The sequence below is a fragment of the Variovorax sp. OAS795 genome (assembly GCF_040546685.1).
Lineage (GTDB): Bacteria > Pseudomonadota > Gammaproteobacteria > Burkholderiales > Burkholderiaceae_C > Variovorax.
Genome location: NZ_JBEPOH010000001.1, coordinates 3186460 through 3206212, shown reverse-complemented (window position 1 = coordinate 3206212; position 19753 = coordinate 3186460). Strand labels below are relative to the sequence as shown.

Here is a 19753-nt window from a genome sequence, read left to right as displayed (position 1 = left end):
CCTGCCCTCACTTCGGCTTCTTCTGGTAGCCGGGATGCCAGCGCAGCCACCACTGCTCCAGGCCGCGCGCGAACAGGTCCGCCAGCTTGCCGAGCAGTGCGTAGAGCAGGATGCCCACCAGCACGATGTCGGTCTGCAGGAACTCGCGCGCATTCATCGTGAGGTAGCCGATGCCGGCCTGCGCCGAGATGGTCTCGGCCACGATCAGGATCACCCACATGAGCCCGAGAGAGAAGCGCAGGCCCACGAGGATCGACGACAGCGCGCCCGGCAGGATCACCTCGCGGTACAGCTGCCAGCGCGAGAGGCCGTAGGTGCGGCCCATCTCGATCAACTGCGGATCGACGTTGCGGATGCCGTGGAAGGTGTTGAGGTAGATCGGAAAGAACACCGACACCGAGATGAGGAACAGCTTGGCCGATTCGTCGATGCCGAACCACAGGATCACCAGCGGAATCAGCGCCAGCGCGGGGATGTTGCGCACCATCTGGATCGTCGAGTCGAGCAGCGTCTCGAAGAACTTCACCGATCCCGTCAGCAGTCCCAGCACCAGGCCGGTTCCGCCGCCGATGGCGAGCCCGGCGAGTGCGCGTCCCGCGCTCACCTTGACATGCGTCCAGAGCTCGCCCGACACGGCCAGCCCCCAGGCCGCCTTGACCACGTCGACCGGTGCCGGCAGCACCCGCGTGGAAAGCCAGCCCAGCGACGAGGCGACCTGCCAGAAGACGATCAGCCCGACCGGCACCAGCCAGGGCACCAGGCGGCCCGCCACGCTGGCGCCGAAGGCCTTGAACGCGCCGCCCGCGTTTTCTTCCGAAGGCGCCACCGCCGGCAGTTTCTGTACTTGTTCCGTCATGGCAGTCCTCAGCTTTGGGAAACCAGGCGCGAAGGCGCATCGAGATTGGCGACGACTTCGCCGAAGGGGCCGCTCAGCGAGCCGCCCGCGAGCCGGGCCTGAGCCTTGCGCGAGAGCAGCGGGAACACCAGCTCCGCGAAGCGGTAGGCCTCTTCGAGATGCGGGTAGCCCGAGAGAATGAACTTGTCGAGGCCGAGTGACGCGTACTCCTCGATGCGCGCCGCCACGGTCTGCGGATCGCCCACCAGTGCGGTGCCCGCGCCGCCGCGCACCAGGCCCACGCCGGCCCAGAGGTTGGGCGAAATCTCGAGGTCGGCGCGGGAGCGCTTGGCCCCCCCGGCGTGCAGCGCCGCCATGCGGCGCTGGCCTTCCGAATCCATGCGCGCGAAGGCGGCTTGCGCGCGGATCACGGTCTCGTCGTCGACACGGCTGATCAGCTCTTCGGCGGCCTTCCAGGCGGCGTCTTCGGTTTCGCGCACGATCACGTGCAGCCGGATGCCGAACTGCACTGTGCGGCCCTTGCGCGCGGCGCGGTTGCGCACGTCGGCAATCTTCCTGGCCACTTCGGCCGGCGGCTCGCCCCAGGTGAGATAGGCATCGACCTGCTCGGCCGCAAGCTCGTGCGCGGCGGGCGACGAGCCGCCGAACCACACCGGCGGGTACGGGTTCTGCACCGGCGGATAGAGCAGCTTCGCACCCTTCACGCTCAGGTGCCGCCCCTCGTAGTCGAAGCCCAGGCCGTCGTGGCTGCGCGCAAGGATCTCGCGCCAGATGCGGATGAACTCGGCCGACTGCTCGTAGCGCGCCGCATGGTCCAGGTAGACGCCGTCGCCTTCGAGCTCGGCCTGGTCGCCGCCCGTGACCAGGTTCACCAGCAGGCGGCCGCCCGAAAGCCTGTCGAAGGTCGCGGCCATGCGCGCAGCAAGGCTGGGCTGGTGCAGCCCGGGCCGCACTGCGACGAGGAACTTGAGGTTCTTCGTCGCGCCGATCAGGCTCGATGCGATCACCCACGGGTCTTCGCACGACCGGCCGGTGGGAATGAGCACGCCCTCGTAGCCGAGGTTGTCGGCCGCGCCCGCGATCTGCTGCAGGTAGGCCAGGTCGACGGGCCGTGACCCTTCGCTCGTGCCAAGGTAGCGGCTGTCGCCGTGGGTGGGGAGAAACCAGAATATCTGCATGTCGTCGTTTCGTCGGTTCGGGCCGGAGCCCCTCAGATGGCGAAGAAAAAGCCGCGTACGCGGGGCAGCGCGAAGCGCAGGCGCGGCAAGGCGGCACGGGTGCGCTGTTGCTTGGTGGCAAGGGCCCAGGCGTGCGTGGTCGTGGCGTGCACGCGGGCGGCACGGTCTTGCACGGGCTGCATCACGCGATACCCGCCGCGGCGGCCTCGAACACGTTGATCTTTCGGGGGATCAGCTTCAGCTCGAAGAAGGTGTCGGCGATCTTCTGCTGCTCGGCGAGCACGGCCTTGCTGATCGGGCTGGTGCCGTAGGCGGCGCGCGCCACCGTCAGGTCGGCCACGGGCTTGGGCAGGCCCCACAGCGTGGCGAATTCGGCGGCAAGCTCGCTCTTGTGGGCCGTGCCCCAGACATCGACCTTGTTGATCTCCTCGATCGCAATGGCCAGCACGTCGGCGTTCTTCGCCACGAAGCCAAGCGACGAGAAGTAGTAGCCGCGGTTGCCGACCACCCCGGTCGCATCGGCCAGGATGCGGGCCTCGAGCAATTTCTCGGCGGCGGCAAGGAACGGATCCCAGATCACCCACGCATCGACCGAGCCCTTCTCGAAGGCCGCGCGCGCGTCCGATGGCGGCAGGTAGACGAGGTTCAGGTCGCTGTAGGCGAGGCCGTGCTTCTCCGCCAGCTTGACGATGAAGTAGTGGACGTTGGAACCCTTGTTGAGCGCGATCTTCTTGCCCTTGAGGTCCGCCACGCTTCGGATGGCGGAGCCCTTGGGCACCAGCACCGCTTCCGACTGGGGCCGCGGCAGCGTGGTTGCGACGTAGGCCAGCGGCGCCCCCGCGGCCTGCGCAAAGATGGGCGGCGCTTCGCCCACATCGCCGAAGTCGATGGAGCCGACGTTCAGCGCCTCGAGCTGCACCGGGCCGGCGGTGAACTCGGTCCACTTGACCGAGACGCCGAGCGGCGCCAGGCGCTTCTCGAGCGTGCCGCGGCCCTTGAGGATGCTCAGCGCCCCCTTCTGGTGGCCGATGCGCAGCTGCCGCCCCTGGGCCTGGGCCAGCGCGGCGAACGAAGGCAGGGCCAGCGCGGCGGCCGTGCCCTGCAGCAGGCGGCGGCGGGGAATGGAAATCGAAGTCATGGGTGCTTCCTTTCAGGCCGAGATGAAGCCGACGATGAGCGCGATGGCGGTCACCACGATCGTGCTGATGGCAAGGTCCCGCAGTGCGTGCCAGAGGGAACGTGGCGGCGTGTCGAGCGCGGAGTCTTCGGTGGCGACGGGGTTCATGTGTGGATTCCTTTGGGCAAAGCTGTCCCCTGGCCGCGGTCGGCGGCTTCAAGAAAGGGAACGGAGACGGGAGGGGCTGCGCGAGGGTTCGGCGACGAACCGTCAGACGCTACATCGCACCCGGGAGAACGGCACCGGCTCGAAGCCGTGCGTGGCGGGCAGCTTGAGCCCTTCGGTGGCGAGCACCTCGACGGCCTCGTTGAGCCGCTCGGCCAGGTCGGCGTGCACCTGGTAGGCGTTCTCGGGCGTCAGCGTGATTTGCGAATCGGTCGCGTAGACGCCCGGCAGGATGTGGCGCGCCGACAGCGCATGCAGCACCGGCCGCAACGCATAGTCGAGCGCGAGCATGTGGTGCGGGCTGCCGCCGGTGGCCAGCGGCAGCACCGTCTTGCCCTTGAGCGCGTTCTGCGCCAGCAGGTCGAGAAAGACCTTCAGCACGCCGCTGTAGGCGGCCTTGTAGACCGGCGTGGCCACGACGACCACGCGCGCATGCGCCACCTGCGCAATCGCGCGCTGGATGGCCGGATGGTTCCAGTCGGCCAGCAGCAGCGCGGCGGGCGGCAGGTCGCGGATCGCGAGCCGCTCGATCTGCGCACTGCGGCCGGCGAGCCGCTCGGCCACGGCCTCGAGCAAGGCGGTGGAACGCGACGGGGCCGAAGGACTGCCGGCAATCAGGAGAACGGACACAGGGCGCTTTCCGGGTTTTTACTTGTAGATCTGGTCGAACGAGCCGCCGTCCGCAAAGTGCGCCTTGTCGGCCTTCGCCCAGCCGCCGAAGGCCTGGTCGATGGTCACCAGCGTCAGCTTGGGAAACTGCTTGTCGTACTTGGCCTTGGCCTTTTCCGAGGTCGGGCGGTAGAAGTTGCGGCCCGCAATGTCCTGGCCCTCGTCGGAATACAGGTACTTGAGGTATTCCTCGGCCACCGCGCGGGTGCCCTTCTTGTCGACCACCTTGTCGACCACCGCCACCGTGGGCTCGGCCAGGATGGAGATCGAAGGCACCACGATCTCGAATTTTTCGGCACCGAACTCCTTCAGCGCCAGGAAGGCTTCGTTCTCCCAGGCCAGCAGCACGTCGCCCACGCCACGCTGCACGAAGGTGATGGTGGAGCCGCGTGCGCCGGTGTCCAGCACGGGCACATTCTTGAACAGGCTGCCGATGTATTCCTTGGCCTTGGCGTCGCTGCCATACTTGCGCTTGGCGAATTCCCAGGCGGCCAGGTAGTTCCAGCGCGCGCCGCCCGAGGTCTTGGGGTTGGGCGTGATCACCTGCACGCCGGGCTTGACGAGGTCGTCCCAGTCCTTCAGGCCCTTGGGGTTGCCCTTCTTCACCAGGAACACGATGGTCGAGGTGTAGGGCGCCGAATTCTGCGGCAGGCGCTTCTGCCAGTCGGCCTTCACGTTGGCACCGTGCGTGACCAGCGCGTCGATGTCGCCACCCAGCGCCAGCGTGGCGACGTCGGCGTCGATGCCGTCGATGATCGAGCGCGCCTGTTTGCCCGAACCGCCGTGCGACTGCTTGATGGTCACGTCCTGGCCGGTCTTGGCCTTCCAGTATTTGGCGAAGGCGCGGTTGTAGTCCACGTAGAGCTCGCGGGTCGGGTCGTACGACACGTTGAGCAGCGTCACAGGCGCGGTGCCCTGCGAAAACGACGGCAATGCCGCCAGGGCCATGGCACCGGCCACGCCGGCCCCCAGGGAAAGCTTGATAAAGTCGCGGCGAAGGCTCATGGTGTCTGTCTCAAAAAGGCATATCGATGAAGCCACGTATTCTCAATACGACATATAGAAACTGGAACGACCGAGTTCTCAGTTCTAAATAGCGAAATCAACTAAGCAACCGCTTTCCCCACCAGAGGCATCCAAAATGGCACGCATGGTTCAGTGCATCAAACTCGGCAAAGAGGCCGAAGGGCTCGACTTCCCGCCCTATCCCGGAGACCTGGGCAAGCGCCTGTGGGAGAACGTCAGCAAGGAAGCCTGGGCCGCCTGGCTCAAGCAGCAGACCATGCTGGTGAATGAAAACCGGCTGAATCTGGCCGATCTGCGCGCCCGCCAGTACCTGGCGCGGCAAATGGAAAAGCACTTCTTCGGCGAAGGCGCCGACGTGGCGCAGGGCTACGTCCCCCCCTCGAACTGAGCCCGCCTTGGCCGCCGCGCCCGTCGCCTGGCGCGCCGACGGCGTGCCGTACAGCGAGCGCTTCGGCGACGTCTACCACACCGAAACCGGTGCGCTGGCGCAATCGCGCCATGTGTTTTTGGGCGGCTGCGACCTGCCGGGGGCCTGGTCCGGGCAGCCGCAATGGCGGATTCTCGAAACCGGCTTCGGCCTGGGGCTCAATTTCCTGACAGCCTGGCAGGCCTGGCGCGCGGACGCCCACCGGCCTAGGCTGCTGCATTTCGTCTCGGTCGAGGCGCACCCGGTCGGCCCTGAAGACCTGCTGCGCGCCGCCGGGGCGTATCCCGAACTGGCCGCGCTCGCCAAAGAACTCGTGGCGCAGTGGCACGGGCTGCTGCCGGGCTTTCACCGGCTGGCCTTCGACGAAGGCCGGGTCTTGCTCACGCTGTGCATTGGCGATGTGCAGGCCATGCTGCGTACGCAGCGATTCGAGGCCGACAGCATCTTTCTCGACGGCTTCAGTCCCGAGCGCAACCCCGCCATGTGGTCGCCCGACACGCTCAAGGCCGTGTCGCGCTTTGCACGCCAGGGCACCGGCATTGCCAGCTGGACCTATGCCCAAGGGGTGCGCGACGTGCTCGCGCAGAACGGTTTCCAGCTTGAAAGGCGCGAAGGCCTGCCGCCCAGGCGCGACCGCCTCGCCGGCGTGTTCGCCCCGGCCTGGACGGTGCGCCGACGCGGCCCCGTGTCCGCGCATGTCGAAAGGCCCGGGCGCTGCGCGGTCATCGGTGCCGGACTCGCTGGCGCGGCGGTTGCGGCCAGCCTCGCGCGGCGCGGGTGGCAAGTCACGGTGCTCGATGCGGCCGAGCGTCCCGCCGCCGGCGCCTCCGGCCTGCCGGTCGGCGTCCTCGCGCCGCATGTCTCGCCTGACGAAGCCCTGCTCTCACGGCTCACGCGTGCGGGCATTCGCGCCACCTGGCTGGAATTGGACCGGCTGCTGGAAGAAGGCCGCGAATGGCGTGGCAGCGGCGTGCTGGAGCGCCGGCCCGACGGTGACACGCGCGTGCCTGTCGGGTGGAACGCAAGCGGCCCGAACGAATCTTGGCCTGCAAATGCCGCGCAGCTGGCGGATGCAGGCCTACCGGCCGGCGCGCCCGCGCTTTGGCATGCGCGAGCGGGCTGGGTCCGGCCTGCCCGGTTGATCGAAGCCTGGCTGCGCGAGCCCGGCGTCGAGTTCCTCGGCCACGCACCGGTCGCGCGCCTCTCACGCAGCGCCGGTGGTTTGCAGCTCTGTGATGCCGCCGATCGCTTGCTGGCCGAAGCCGATCGCGTGGTCGTCGCGGCGGGCCATGAATCGGGCCGCTTTGCGCCGGCGCTGCCGCTGCAGTCGGTGCGCGGGCAAGTCGCGTGGGGGCGCATGGCGGACGGCCTTGCATTGCCAAGCACGCCGCTCAACGGCGACGGCCATCTGATTGCCCATGTGCCCGGAGATGACGGCACCCTGCTCTGGCTTGCCGGCGCCACCTTCGACCGCGACAGCACGCACCTGGCCCCTCGAGCGGCCGATACCGATGCAAACCGCGCGCGCCTGGAACGCCTGCACCCCGGCGCCGCGGCAGCGCTGGCACCGGAATTCGCGCGTGGCGGGGCCCAGACGTGGGTGGGCGTTCGGTGCGCCTCGGGCGACCGCCGCCCGCTGGCCGGCCCGCTTTCCGAGCCGGGCGTCTGGGCCTGCACCGCGCTGGGTTCACGCGGCCTCACGTTCGCGGCGCTGTGCGCCGAGCTGCTGGCTGCGCAATGGCATGGCGAGCCCCTGCCGCTGCCCGCCAACCTGGCGAAGGCACTGGGCACGCAACGCACCCGGTCCTGAACGCACTCATTTGCCGCATTCGGCGGCAACTGGCCGCCTGCGGCAACCATGGCCGCCTCCAACACGGGAGAATGCTCCGCATGGCCATTCAATACGACATCACGCACACCACCGTCTACCGCTACAGGAAACCGGTGACCTTCGGGCTGCATCGCGTCATGTTCCGCCCGCGCGACAGCCATGACCTGCGGGTGCTGGCCACCGACCTGCAGGTGAGCCCGCAGTCGTTCACGCGGCTGATCCAGGACCCGCATTCGAACTCGGTTGCGCTCGTGCAGCCCATGGGCGAGGCCATGGAGCTGCGCATCGTGTGCTCGTTCACCATCGAGCACGTGCCGGCGCAGCAGGACCAGCTGGCGCTCGATCCGGCCGCCGAGTTCCTGCCCTTCGCCTATTCGGTGCAGGAGCGGCTCGACCTCGAACACTACTTGCGCCCGCACCACGACGACAACGCGCAGGGAACGCTGATCCGCTGGGCGCACCAGTTCCTGCGCACCGACCAGCCCAACAGCACGCGCGAAGTGCTTGCGCGCATGAACGCGCACATCGGCCAGAGCCTCGAATACAAGGCGCGCGACGAGGAAGGCACGCAGACGCCGCTGCAGACGCTGGCGCTGGGCAGCGGCAGCTGCCGCGACTACGCGCTCCTGATGATGGAAGCCGCGCGGCGCCTCGGCATCGCGACCCGTTTCGTTTCGGGCTATCTCTACGACGCCGCGCTCGATCGCGCGGCCCAGGCGCCCGGCGAATCGATGACGGGCGCCGGCACCACGCACGCGTGGCTGCAGGCCTACCTGCCGGGCATCGGCTGGCTCGCCTTCGACCCGACCAACAACCTCATGGGCAGCGGCCAGCTGATCCGCGTCGGCGTCACGCGCGATCCGGCGCAGGCCGCGCCGATCTCCGGCAGCTGGTATGGCGACGCCGAGGCCTACGAAGGGCTCGAGGCCACGGTCGTGGTGACGCGCCGCAAGGAAGGCTGAGGGTCTTCCGCGCAGGTCTCGCGCAGGTGTCATGCACCTGTCGCGCAGGCGATAGCAGCTACGGGAAAGCCCGGACCGGCGCGCCCTGCAACGCCCCTACGCTGCCCCGCCGGTCAGCGAAATAGCACGGTCGTTCTCTACGGTCGGGCGAGGCTGCGCTGTGCCGGCTTCTTCCCAACATCAAGAAAACGGAGAGAGACACCCCATGCATTCCGCGCGCCTGACACTTCTTGCCCTTGCCGCCAGCCTTGCCGTCGCATCCTGCGGCGGCGGTGGCGGGGGCAACGGTTTCGCCTTCACGCCGCTGCCGCCCGCCCCGGCCCCTGCGCCGCCGCCACCTCCTCCACCGCCGCCACCACCGCCCGAAGAGACCCGGCTGCAGGACAGCCGCAACTCGTTCGCGCCCGCCGATGCGTCTGCCACCACCTTCGCCGCGCTCGCGGCCGATGCCGGCGACAGCGTCGACAACGCCACCACCAGCCGCTGGGCCGGCATGCTCGGCGGTGCGCAGTACCGCGTCGAAGTGCCCGCCAACTGGAACGGCAAGCTGGTGATGTACGCGCATGGCTATGCCGGCGACGTCAACCTGCTGAAGGTCGACAACCCGTCCATCCGCCGGTACCTGATCCAGAACGGCTACGCCTGGGCTGCGTCGAGCTACAGCAAGAACTTCTACGACGTGCGCGCGGGCGTGGAAGACACCAACGCACTGGCCCTTCAGTTCAATGCCATCGCCAAGGCCAACGGCCGCGAGCTTGCGGCGCCCTCCAGGATCTACATCACCGGCCATTCGATGGGCGGCCACATCACCGCGGCGGCCATCGAGGACGAGGCCTACGCCACCGCCAACCACAAGGTGAAGTACAACGGCGCGGTTCCGATGTGCGGCGTGGTCGGCGACACCGAGCTGTTCGACTACTTCGCGGGAGCCCAGGTCGCGGCGCAGGCGCTGGCGGGACTGCCGAAGTACCCGACCGTCAACTGGCTCGACATCCGGACGCAGGTGACCGGCACGCTGTACACCGCGTTCCCGGGCACGCCCACGGCCACGGGCCTGAAGTTCGGTTCGGTCGTGAAGAACCTGACGGGCGGGGAGCGGCCCATGTTCGACCTGGGCTTCACGCAGGGCGGTTCGTTCGCGGCGGTGTGGGGCGTGTTCGGCAGCGACGGAACGGTCAACGGCATCCTGAACAGGAGCACGCTCGACACCAACCGCTTCACCTACACGATCGATGGCGACGTGCCGGGAAGCACGGCGCTGAACGCCTCGGTGCTCAAGCTCACCGTCGCGGCCGACGCCAACCGCCTGCGCACCGATGGCCTGCGCTGGATCCCCAAGGCCAACGGCGAGTTCAAGATTCCCGTGGTCACGCTGCACACGCTGGGCGACCTCTACGTGCCGTTCAGCATGGAGCAGATCTACAACCGGCGCGTGGCGGACAAGGGCAACAGCGCCTGGCTGGTGCAGCGCGCGGTACGGGGCATCTCGCATTGCGACTTCACGCTCGCCGAGCAGGTCGAAGCCTTCGACGCGATGGTCAAGTGGGAGCGCGACGGCGTGAAGCCTGCGGGCGACGACGTGATCACCGCAGCCACGGTGGCGAACCCTGCCTACGGCTGCACGTTCACACGGCCGCTGGGCACGGTGGACGAAGGCAACACCAGCAAGGCGACACGTCCGGGCGCCGCGGCCGCCCGCCCCTGCCCAACCTGAGCGGCAGGTGAAGAAGGCCGCGCGAGCGGCCCTCCTGCCGCAGGAGGCGGGGAAGCGACATTGACGGCCGTTTGAAACGGCGGCAATGTCGCGCCATCGGCCTTGCGCCGGACTCGCCTCCAAGGATCACGCATGAGACTCCTCGCACTCGCCGCCTCCTCATTGGCGGCCGCAGCCCTGGCCTGGCAGGCAGGCCCCTCGTTCGCCGCCGAGCCGGCGCAGCGCGTGCCGCCGCCCAGGTTCGATGTAATGACCCCGCCCACCGCCATCTACGAAACCGCCGTGTTCGCCGGCGGCTGCTTCTGGGGCGTGCAGGGCTTGTTCCAGCGTGTGAAGGGCGTGAGCAACGCGGTGTCGGGCTATGCGGGTGGCGAAGCGAAGACTGCGCGCTACGAGCAGGTGGGCACCGGCCGCACCGGCCACGCAGAAGCGGTGCGCATCGTCTACGACCCGAAGCAGGTGAGCTACGGCAGGCTGCTGCAGATATTTTTCTCGGTGGCGCACAACCCGACCGAGTTGAACCGGCAGGGACCGGACACCGGTCCGCAATACCGCTCCACCGTGTTCCCCGAGAACCCCGAGCAGGCTCGCGTGGCCAGGGACTACATCGCACAGCTGAACCAGGCCAGGACCTTCGGCAAGCCGCTCGCGACCACAATCGAAATGTCCAAGCTCTTCTATGCCGCCGAGCCCTACCACCAGGACTTTCTCACGCGCAATCCGCGGCATGCCTACATCGTGATCCACGACATGCCGAAGATCGAGAACTTCAAGAAGCTGTTTCCCGAGAATTACCGCGCAACGCCCGTGCTGGTGAACGCGGCAAAAGGCGGGTGAACTCAGGCGCCTGAAGGCGCATCGGCGAGTGCATCGTATGCGCCGCGGCGCGCCGCCTGGTTGCAGCGCGCGCGATGCACGAGCGCCTTCTGCGCCGGCTCGATGTTGGCGGCGTCGCCTTTCCAGGCGTCCAGTGCCGGCTGCTGCACGGCGCGCGAATATGAAAACGCGAGCGCCCATGGGAGCCGGCCCCGGAAGCGCTCGTTCATCGCATTCAACCGGGCGGAAGCGAGCTGGGCCGACTGGCCACCCGACAGGAACGCGATGCCCGGCACCGCGGCGGGCACGGTGCGCAGCAGGCACGCCACCGTGGCGTCGGCCACTTCTTCCACGCTCTCCTGCTGCGCGCACGCCTGTCCGGGCAGCACCATGTTGGGCTTCAGGAGCATGCCCTCGAGCAGCACGCCTTGCAGGCGCAGTTGGGCGAACACCGCGGCCAGGGTTTCCTCGGTGATTTCCGCGCAGCGTGCCAGGGAATGGTCGCCGTCCATCAGCACTTCGGGCTCGACGATGGGAACGAGGCCCGCCTCCTGGCACAGGGCCGCATAGCGGGCCAGCGCGTGGGCATTGACCTCGATGCATGCGCGGCTGGGCAGGCCGGGGCCGGGCTTGATGACCCCTCGCCATTTGGCAAAGCGCGCGCCCATGTCGGCGTACTCGGCCAGGCGCTCGCGCAGGCCGTCCAGCCCCTCTGTAACCGTCTCTCCGGGATGGCCCGCCAGCGGCTTGGCGCCGGTGTCGACCTTGATGCCCGGAATGATGCCCACCGCGCCGAGCGCCGCGACGAACGATGCGCCCGTGCCGGTTTGCTGCCGAATGGTTTCATCGAACAGGATCGCGCCGCTGATGCATGCGCCAAGCCCCGGCGCGGTGACGATCAGCTCGCGCCAGTCGCGCCGCGCGGCCTCCGTCTGGGGAATGCCCAGCTTGGCAAAGCGCTTGTGGCAGGTGGCGTTGCTCTCGTCCATGGCGAGCAAGCCCTTGTCGCCGGCGACCAGCGCCCGTGCGGTATCGATCAGTGCCTGTGCAGTCATGGTGACCTCGCTTGAAAAGATCGTACGCCGGTGCCTGGCGTCCGGCTAGATCACGTTCTTCTCGACCAGCGGCCGGTTTTCCAGGATCCGCGCGAACGAGAGCGGCGACAGGTCCAGGCCGCGGTATTCGCCGTAGCGGATGAGCTCGGCCACGCCGCGCCCGGCTGCCGGACACTGCTGGAGGCCGTGCCCCGAGAAGCCATTGGCGAAATACAGGTTCTCGCAGTCCGGGTGCCGGCCCAGGATCGCGTTGTGGTCGAACAGGTTCATCTCGTAGTAGCCGGCCCAGGCGCCCGTCATGCGGATGGCCTCGAAGGCGGGCACACGCCGGGCCAGCGCAGGCCAGATGAAATCGTCGAACACGCGGTAGTCGACTTCGAGCGGTGCATCGTCGCGGTCCCGGTCCTGGGGCGGCGCAAAGCCGCAGATGAACCGGCGGCCTTCGGGGCGCAGCCAGAGGCCCGAGGTGTCGATCACCAGGGGGCAGCCCGGCAGCGTCTCGGGACACGAGAAGCTGAACACCATGCGGCGGCGGCCGCGCACCGGCAGGTCGATGCCGGCCCAGTCGGCCACCTTGGCCGCCCAGGCCCCGGCGGCATTGACCACCACGTCGGCCGCAAGAACGTTGCCAAGATCGAGTTCGACGCCCTTCACCTGCCGGCCCTCGCACCGCAGCCCGGTCGCCTTGGCCTGCACATAGAGCGCTCCCTGCGAGATCGCCTTCTTGCGGAACGCCTGCAACAGGCTGTAGCCGTCGTACCAGCCCTCGCCAGAAACGCCCAGCGATGCGAGCGCGATGCCCTCGGTCGACAGCCAGGGGAAGCGTGACGCCAGGTCGTCGGGGCCCATCAGCATCACGTCGACGCCATGCGCCTTCTGCAATGCATGGTTCTCGCGCAGCAGGCCGGCACCGGCCTCCGGCGCGAGATACAGGTAGCCCGGCTCGACCAGGCCGATGTCGGGCACGTTGTCGCCGACGCGCAAGGTTTCGCCCAGCGCGCGGAAGAACGCAATGCCGTAGAGCGACATCTCGATGTTGATGGCGGTGGAGAACTGCTGGCGGATCGAACTGGCCGACAGCGCCGACGAGGCCTGCGTATAGGAAAAGTCGCGCTCGACCACGGTGACCTCGAACGGTTCCTCCTGCGGGTCCCGGTTCAGGAAATAAGCGATGGCGGAGCCAATGGCGCCGCCGCCGATGATCACCACACGACGCATGAAATCCCTTTCTTGCTGCCCGCAGAGAAGCCATTGTCCCAAGCGCCGCAAAAAAGCGCGAGCCCGGCACGCAGAATAGCAACGATGAGAAAAGACATTCCCAACCTCGGTGCCCTGCAGGCCTTCGAGGCCACCGCGCGGCTGGGGAGCTTCACCCGTGCGGCGGCCGAACTCGCACTGACACAAAGCGCCGTGGGCCGGCAGGTCGCCACGCTCGAGCAGCGGCTGGGCGTGGCGCTGTTCTCGCGCGTGCGCCGGCGCCTGACGCTCACCGACACCGGGCGCGAATACGCGGCGCGCATCCGCCGCCACCTCGACCAGATCCGCCGCGACACGCTGGAGATCAGCGCCGGCCACGACATGGGTTTCGTGCTCGAAGTGGCGGTGGTACCCACCTTCGCCACGCAGTGGCTCATTCCGCGCCTGCCCGACTTCAGCCGCCGGCATCCGAACATCACCGTCAATCTCTCGGCCCGGTCGCAGCCCTTCTCGTTCCAGGAAAACGCCTACGACGCGGCCATCTACTTCGGCGACCAGTTCTGGCCCGGCACCCAGGGCGGCCTGATCTTCTCCGAAGGCGAGATGGTGCCGGTCTGCAGCCCGGCATTCCGCGATGCCAACGGTCCGTGGGACGAAGAAGCCTTCGGGCGCTGCCGCCACGTGCACCTGGGCACGCGCGCGCACGCCTGGCGCGACTGGTATGCGCAGCAAGGCTGGGACTACACCGTGCATGCCTCGCGCGGGCCACGCTACGAGCTCTTCACCATGGTCACCGCCGCCGCGGCGGCCGGCATGGGCGTGGGCCTGGCGCCGCGCATCCTGATCGAGCGCGAACTGCGCACCGGCGAACTCGTCGTCCCCATCGACCGGCACCTGGACGTGCGCCAGGGCTACTACTTCGCGCATCCGGAAGGCCGTCCGGCGTCCGGGGCGCTGGAGCATTTCAAGCACTGGGTGCTGGGGCTCACGCCCGGCTGACCGGGCCTTCATAGCGTTCGAGCGGGCCCCTGCTGGCCTGCAATTTGCTCATTCAACCAAAAATGACAGAAAATTTTCTTTTTTGTCTTATATTTGTAAACTCGTTTTCATCCATCGCCCCTTTTGGGGTGCACGACCGCACGCATGAGCACCAACGTCGACAACACAGGCACCACCGTGGCCCAGCGCATCGCGCACGCCCTGCCGCGGCTGACGCGTTCGCATCGCCAGGTGGCCGACTTCGTGCTGGAACACCCGCTGCAGGTTGCGACTTTGCCCATCGATGAGCTCGCAGCCGCTGTGGGCGTGTCGGTCGCCACGGCGAACCGCTTCGCGCGGGCGCTCGACTTCGACGGCTACGCCACCTTCCGCGCGGAGCTGGTGCGCGGGTTCGAATCCTTGGTGGCGCCGGTGGAGCGGCTGCGCGGCAACCTTGCGCATCCGACCACGGTGGCCGAGGTGTTCGCCACCGCGCTCGACGAAAGCCGCCGCAACATCGAGGCCACCCGCCAGTCGCTCGACTACGCCGCCTGCGAGGCCGCGGTGGAGCGCATCGGCAAGGCGCGCTCCGTCTACATTGCCGGCTTTGGCGCCAGTGCCTGGCTCGCGGGGCTGCTTCAGCACGGGCTCGATGGCAGCTGCAACGACGTCCGGATGCTCTCCAGCGTCAGCGGGGTGACGCATGCGGCGCGCACCCTGATGCACGCGGGGCCGCAGGACCTGTTCATCGGCCTGACCTTTCCGCGCTACCTCACCGACACGGTGGCACTGGCCCAGATTGCCAGGGGCCAGGGCTGCGCCGTGCTGGCGCTGACCGACCGGCCGAGCTCGCCGATCGCGCCGCTGGCCGACGTGGTGCTCTATTGCCAGACCGAAACCAGCTACCGCCCGAACTGCGAGACCAGCGTGCTCGCGTTGATCGAGGCGCTGACCAGCGCGGTGGCGCTGCGCGCGCCGCGCGCGGTGCAGTCCGCGAGCCGCATCCTGCAGGCCGTGCGGCCCTGGCTGCACGGCGCGCAAGGGCTGCCGCGGCCCGATGCCGCCACGCCACCCGGTGCCGCAACGGCGGCCGGCGTCCGCAAGACAAGGAAGAAAGCCTCCCGATGAAGAACGTCACGCCCGTCATCGCCATTCACGGCGGCGCCGGAACCATCAGCGCCGCAACGACCAGCGCCACGCAGGCCCAGGCCTACCACGACGCATTGCAGGACATCGTGCGCGCCGCGCAGGCGGTGCTGCTCCAGGGCGGCTCCGCGCTCGACGCCACCTGCCTCGCAGTGGAACTGCTCGAAGAGTGCCCGCTTTTCAATGCGGGCCATGGCGCGGTCTTCACGCACGAGGAAACCCACGAGCTCGACGCCGCGGTGATGGACGGTGCGAACTTGGCCGCGGGCGCGATTGCCGGCGTGTGCCACATCCGCCGTCCTGTGCGCGCAGCGCGCGCCGTGCTCGAGGACGGCGCCCATGTGCTGCTCGCCGGCCCCGGTGCCGAAGCATTCGCGCGCGAGCACGGACTTGAAATGGTCGAGCCCTTCTTCTTTTCCACGGATGCGCGCCGCCAGCAGCTCTACCGCGTGCGCGACACCGGCCGCGTGGTGACCGACCATGAAGGCGCCGCCATGACGCCGCCGCTCGACGAAGACAAGAAGTTCGGCACCGTGGGCGCCGTGGCGCTCGACATGCACGGCCACCTGGCAGCGGCCACCTCGACCGGCGGAATGACCAACAAGCGCGTCGGCCGGATCGGCGATTCGCCGCTGATCGGCGCCGGTACCTATGCGGACGACCGCACCGCCGCCGTCTCCTGCACAGGCAGCGGCGAGATGTTCATCCGCGTGGCGGCCGCCTACGACGTCTGTGCCCGCATGGCCTACGGCGGCGCCACGCTCGATGAGGCGACGCATGCGGTCGTGCACCGGTCGCTGCCGGCCATCGGCGGCACGGGCGGCCTGATCGCCGTCGACCGGCACGGCCACCTGAGCCTTGCCTTCAACAGCGAAGGCATGTACCGCGGCCACGCCCGCGGCGACGCATCCCCGGTCACGGCCATCTTCGCCTGACGCCCTCCTTTATTCGCACTTCATGTCCACCCCTGCCCTCGCCCTGCCGGACGGCCGCGTCCTCGCCGTCGACGACCTCAACGTGCGCTTCTCGACCTCGGAGCGCACCGTCGATGCCGTCAAGAATCTCTCGTTCCACGTCGACCATGGCGAGACGCTCGCCGTGGTGGGCGAATCGGGCTCGGGCAAATCGGTCACCTCGCTCGCGCTGATGCGGCTGGTCGAGCACGGCGGTGGCCGCATCCTGGGCGGGCGCATGGCGTTCCGTCGGCGCAATGGCGAAGTGCTCGACCTGGCGCAGGCCCGCGACACCACGATGCGCGGCATTCGTGGCGCGGACATCGCAATGATCTTCCAGGAGCCGATGACGTCGCTCAACCCGGTGTTCACCGCCGGTGACCAGATTGCCGAAGCCATCCGCATCCACCAGGGCAAGCGCAATGCGGCGGCGCGCGCCGAGGCGCTGCGCATGCTGGAGCTGGTGCGCATTCCAGAGGCGCGCAACGTGCTCGACCGCTTTCCGCACCAGCTCTCGGGCGGCATGCGCCAGCGCGTGATGATCGCCATGGCGCTCTCGTGCAAGCCGCAGCTGCTGATTGCCGACGAGCCCACGACCGCGCTGGACGTGACGATCCAGGCGCAGATCCTCCAGCTCATCCGCGAGCTGCAGAAGGAGATGCGCATGGGCGTGCTCTTCATCACGCACGACATGGGCGTGGTGGCCGAGATTGCCGACCGCGTGCTGGTGATGTATCGCGGCGACAAGGTGGAAGCCGGTAGTTCCGACAGCGTGTTCTCGTCACCGCAGCACCCCTACACCCGGGCGCTGCTGTCGGCCGTGCCCAAGCTGGGTGCCATGCAGGGCACCGACCTGCCCGCCAAGTTCGAGCTGCTGCGCACCGAAGGCAGCCCGGACACCGTGCCGTGCGCCGATACCCAGCCGCAAACCACCGTGCGCGAAGAGGCGGGCCCGATCCTGCGCGTGCGCGACCTCGTCACGCGCTTCGATGTGCGCAGCGGCATCTTCGGGCGCGTGAAGCGCCGCGTGCATGCGGTCGAGAAGATCAGCTTCGATCTCTATCCCGGCGAGACGCTGGCGCTGGTGGGCGAATCGGGCTGCGGCAAGTCGACCACGGGCCGCTCGCTGCTGCGCCTGGTCGAAAGCCAGAGCGGCGCCATCGAGTTCGGCGGCAGGAACATCCGCGAGCTGCCCACGCGCGAGCTGCAGGCGCTGCGCCGCAACATCCAGTTCATCTTCCAGGACCCGTTCGCCTCGCTCGATCCGCGCGTGACGGTCGGCTTCTCGATCATGGAGCCGCTCCTGATCCACGGCATCGCCAAGGGCGCCGAGGCGCAGCAGCGGGTCGACTGGCTGCTGCAGAAGGTCGGCCTGCCTCCCGAAGTGGCGCAGCGCTATCCGCATGAGTTCTCGGGCGGCCAGCGCCAGCGTATCGCGATCGCGCGCGCGCTCGCCCTGAACCCCAAGGTGGTGGTGGCCGACGAATCGGTGTCGGCGCTCGACGTGTCGATCCAGGCGCAGATCGTCAACCTGATGCTCGACCTGCAGCGCGAACTGGGCGTGGCCTTTCTCTTCATCTCGCACGACATGGCCGTGGTCGAGCGCATCAGCCACCGCGTGGCCGTGATGTACCTCGGGCAGATCGTCGAGATCGGCCCGCGGCGCGCGGTGTTCGAGGCGCCGCAGCACGCCTACACCCGCAAGCTGATGGCCGCGGTGCCCGTGGCCGATCCGTCGCGCCGCCACAAGCCGCGCGCGCTGCTCGAAGGCGAGATCCCGAGCCCGATCCGCGCCGTGGGCGACGAGCCCGATGTGCCGCCGCTGGTGCAGGTCGCGCCGGGCCACTTCGTTGCACGCCACGCCATCGGCGGCGCGTTCTGATTTTCCAACCCGCAGGCCCTCCTGCTTTCTTTCTCGAACCGACCGGAGTTCTTTCCATGAAGCAATCTTCTTCCTCCCTGCGATGGGCATCGGCACTGCTGGGCCTGGCCGCACTGGGCGCATCGGGCACGGCCCTGGCCGCCAAAGACGTGGTGCTGTCGATCGGCTACCAGCCCGAGACGCTGGACCCCTACAACACCAACACCACCATCACCACCGCGGTAACCAAGACCTTCTATGAAGGCCTCTTCCAGTTCGACAAGGACCTGAAGGTGCAGAACGTGCTCGCCGAGAGCTACGAGGTCTCGAAGGACGGCCTGGTCTACACCCTCAAGCTGCGCACCGGCGTGAAGTTCCACGACGGCACCGACTTCAACGCCGAGGCCGTCAAGTTCACGCTGGACCGCGTCCTGAACCAGGACAACAAGCTGCTGCGCTACAACCAGTTCAACCGCGTGGGCAAGGTCGAGGCGCTCAACCCCACCACCGTGCGCATCACGCTCAAGGAGCCCTTCGGCCCCTTCATCAACTCGCTCGCGCATGCCTCGGCCGCGATGATCTCGCCCACGGCGCTCAAGAAGTGGGGCAACAAGGACATCGCCTTCCACCCCGTGGGCACCGGCCCGTTCGAATTCGTCGAGTGGAAGCAGACCGAAGCCGTCAAGGCCAGGAAGTTCGACGGCTACTGGAAGAAGGGCTACCCGAAGGTCGACACGGTGTCATGGAAGCCGGTGCTCGAGAACAACACCCGCGCCGCAATGCTGCAGACCGGTGAAGCGGACTTTGCGTTCCCGATTCCCTACGAGCAGGCCGACCTGCTGAAGAAGAGCGAGAAGCTCGAAGTGGTGGCGATCCCTTCGATCATCACGCGCTTCCTGGCCTTCAACATGCTGCAGAAGCCCTATGACAACCCGAAGGTGCGCGAAGCCATCGGCTACGCCATCAACAAGGAAGCGCTGGCCAAGGTCGCGTTCGGCGGTTATGCGTTCCCCGCGCAGGGCATCGTGCCGCAGGGCGTGAAGTACGCCGAGAAGATGGCGCCGATTCCCTACGACGTGAAGAAGGCCAAGGAGCTGATGGCCGAAGCCGGCTACCCCAACGGTTTCGAGTCGGTGCTGTGGAGCGCCTACAACAACACCACGAGCCAGAAGACCATCCAGTTCGTGCAGCAGCAGCTCGCGCAGATCGGCATCAAGCTGCAGGTGCAGGCGCTCGAAGTGGGCCAGCGCACCGAGCAGGTCGACGCATGGCCCGATCCCAAGACGGCCAAGGTGCGCATGTACTACACCGGCTGGTCGTCGTCGACCGGCGAGGCCGACTGGGGCCTGCGCCCGCTGTTCGCCTCCGAGGCCTGGGCGCCCAAGCTCAACAACATGTCGTTTTACAAGAGCGAGGTGGTGGACAACGCACTGGCCAGGGCGCTGGTGACGGTGGACGAGAAGGAAAAGGCCGCGCTCTACAAGACCGCGCAGGAAGAGATCCGCAAGGACCTGCCGCGCGTGCCGCTGGTGACCGAACAGAACCTGTCGGCGCATGCCAAGCGCCTGTCGGGCGTGTTCGTGATGCCTGACGGCAACATCAACATCGACGCCATCGAAACGAAGTGACCCACCCCGAAGCGGCTCACTTCGTGTAGCCGCCTCCCCCTCGAGGGGGCGACCAGCGGCCCGGCAAAGCCGGTTCCGCGGTGTCTCCCGATCGGCCCCTAGGCCCCAATGAGG

The 19753-nt window shown here is 68.0% G+C and carries 19 protein-coding genes; 10 read left to right on the top strand and 9 right to left on the bottom strand.

The genetic code is table 11. The features are described from left to right. Window positions 1-7 precede the first annotated feature (7 nt). From ssuC to ABID97_RS15465, 7 genes are all read right to left on the bottom strand, one after another. Window positions 8-856, bottom strand: a complete 849-nt coding sequence (gene ssuC / locus ABID97_RS15495; RefSeq protein ID WP_354399336.1) for an aliphatic sulfonate ABC transporter permease SsuC — start codon at window positions 854-856, stop codon at window positions 8-10. Window positions 857-864: 8 nt separating this feature from the next. Then, window positions 865-2034 carry an FMNH2-dependent alkanesulfonate monooxygenase gene (gene ssuD, locus ABID97_RS15490; protein WP_354399335.1) on the bottom strand — a complete coding sequence of 390 codons (1170 nt, stop codon included), beginning with the start codon at window positions 2032-2034 and terminating at the stop codon, window positions 865-867. A 32-nt stretch (window positions 2035-2066) separates the two neighbouring features. After that, a complete protein-coding gene (locus ABID97_RS15485) occupies window positions 2067-2216 on the bottom strand; it encodes a hypothetical protein (protein ID WP_354399334.1) in 150 nt (49 codons plus the stop codon). Then, window positions 2216-3172 (bottom strand): sulfonate ABC transporter substrate-binding protein, encoded by a 957-nt coding sequence (locus tag ABID97_RS15480; RefSeq protein WP_354399333.1) that lies wholly within the window; start codon window positions 3170-3172, stop codon window positions 2216-2218. Before ABID97_RS15480 ends, ABID97_RS15485 begins: the two co-directional genes overlap by 1 nt. A 12-nt stretch (window positions 3173-3184) precedes the next feature. Beyond that, on the bottom strand, window positions 3185-3319 hold the full coding sequence (locus ABID97_RS15475) for a hypothetical protein (protein ID WP_354399332.1): 135 nt from the start codon (window positions 3317-3319) through the stop codon (window positions 3185-3187). Between the two features lie 102 nt (window positions 3320-3421). Next, window positions 3422-4006 (bottom strand): NADPH-dependent FMN reductase, encoded by a 585-nt coding sequence (ssuE, locus tag ABID97_RS15470; RefSeq protein ID WP_354399331.1) that lies wholly within the window; start codon window positions 4004-4006, stop codon window positions 3422-3424. A gap of 18 nt (window positions 4007-4024) precedes the next feature. Further along, complete coding sequence (locus tag ABID97_RS15465; RefSeq protein WP_354399330.1) at window positions 4025-5050, bottom strand: sulfate ABC transporter substrate-binding protein; 1026 nt, start codon at window positions 5048-5050, stop codon at window positions 4025-4027. Window positions 5051-5186: 136 nt separating this feature from the next. Here ABID97_RS15465 and ABID97_RS15460 point away from each other — a divergent pair, with 136 nt between their 5' ends. The 5 genes from ABID97_RS15460 (at window position 5187) to msrA (ending at window position 10842) form a co-directional block, all read left to right on the top strand. Beyond that, the gene (locus tag ABID97_RS15460; RefSeq protein WP_070060844.1) at window positions 5187-5459 is read left to right on the top strand and encodes an oxidative damage protection protein; all 273 of its coding nucleotides are present in this window, start codon (window positions 5187-5189) and stop codon (window positions 5457-5459) included. A gap of 7 nt (window positions 5460-5466) precedes the next feature. Further along, window positions 5467-7308 carry a bifunctional tRNA (5-methylaminomethyl-2-thiouridine)(34)-methyltransferase MnmC2/FAD-dependent 5-carboxymethylaminomethyl-2-thiouridine(34) oxidoreductase MnmC1 gene (gene mnmC, locus ABID97_RS15455; protein WP_354399329.1) on the top strand — a complete coding sequence of 614 codons (1842 nt, stop codon included), beginning with the start codon at window positions 5467-5469 and terminating at the stop codon, window positions 7306-7308. A gap of 80 nt (window positions 7309-7388) precedes the next feature. Continuing rightward, window positions 7389-8291, top strand: coding sequence for a transglutaminase family protein (locus tag ABID97_RS15450; RefSeq protein WP_503012773.1), 903 nt, complete (start codon window positions 7389-7391; stop codon window positions 8289-8291). Between the two features lie 205 nt (window positions 8292-8496). Further along, complete coding sequence (locus tag ABID97_RS15445; protein WP_354399327.1) at window positions 8497-10005, top strand: alpha/beta hydrolase family protein; 1509 nt, start codon at window positions 8497-8499, stop codon at window positions 10003-10005. A 132-nt stretch (window positions 10006-10137) separates the two neighbouring features. Further along, entirely contained in the window at window positions 10138-10842 is a 705-nt protein-coding gene (gene msrA / locus ABID97_RS15440; protein ID WP_354399326.1) for a peptide-methionine (S)-S-oxide reductase MsrA, read from the top strand. Between the two features lie 2 nt (window positions 10843-10844). On the opposite strand, the gene ABID97_RS15435 is transcribed toward msrA, so the two are convergent. Together ABID97_RS15435 and ABID97_RS15430 are read right to left on the bottom strand one after the other, a co-directional pair. Beyond that, entirely contained in the window at window positions 10845-11876 is a 1032-nt protein-coding gene (locus ABID97_RS15435) for a class I fructose-bisphosphate aldolase (protein WP_354399325.1), read from the bottom strand. Between the two features lie 45 nt (window positions 11877-11921). Further along, entirely contained in the window at window positions 11922-13094 is a 1173-nt protein-coding gene (locus ABID97_RS15430; protein WP_354399324.1) for an NAD(P)/FAD-dependent oxidoreductase, read from the bottom strand. A gap of 84 nt (window positions 13095-13178) precedes the next feature. Here ABID97_RS15430 and ABID97_RS15425 point away from each other — a divergent pair, with 84 nt between their 5' ends. The 5 genes from ABID97_RS15425 (at window position 13179) to gsiB (ending at window position 19639) form a co-directional block, all read left to right on the top strand. Beyond that, a complete protein-coding gene (locus ABID97_RS15425) occupies window positions 13179-14072 on the top strand; it encodes a LysR substrate-binding domain-containing protein (protein WP_354399323.1) in 894 nt (297 codons plus the stop codon). Between the two features lie 144 nt (window positions 14073-14216). Continuing rightward, on the top strand, window positions 14217-15179 hold the full coding sequence (locus ABID97_RS15420) for a MurR/RpiR family transcriptional regulator (RefSeq protein ID WP_354399322.1): 963 nt from the start codon (window positions 14217-14219) through the stop codon (window positions 15177-15179). Beyond that, a complete protein-coding gene (locus tag ABID97_RS15415) occupies window positions 15176-16132 on the top strand; it encodes an isoaspartyl peptidase/L-asparaginase family protein (protein WP_354399321.1) in 957 nt (318 codons plus the stop codon). The genes ABID97_RS15420 and ABID97_RS15415 overlap by 4 nt, the downstream gene beginning before the upstream one ends. A gap of 22 nt (window positions 16133-16154) precedes the next feature. Next, window positions 16155-18032, top strand: coding sequence for a dipeptide ABC transporter ATP-binding protein (locus ABID97_RS15410; protein WP_354399320.1), 1878 nt, complete (start codon window positions 16155-16157; stop codon window positions 18030-18032). Between the two features lie 56 nt (window positions 18033-18088). Next, complete coding sequence (gsiB, locus tag ABID97_RS15405; protein WP_354399319.1) at window positions 18089-19639, top strand: glutathione ABC transporter substrate-binding protein GsiB; 1551 nt, start codon at window positions 18089-18091, stop codon at window positions 19637-19639. Window positions 19640-19753 lie beyond the last annotated feature (114 nt).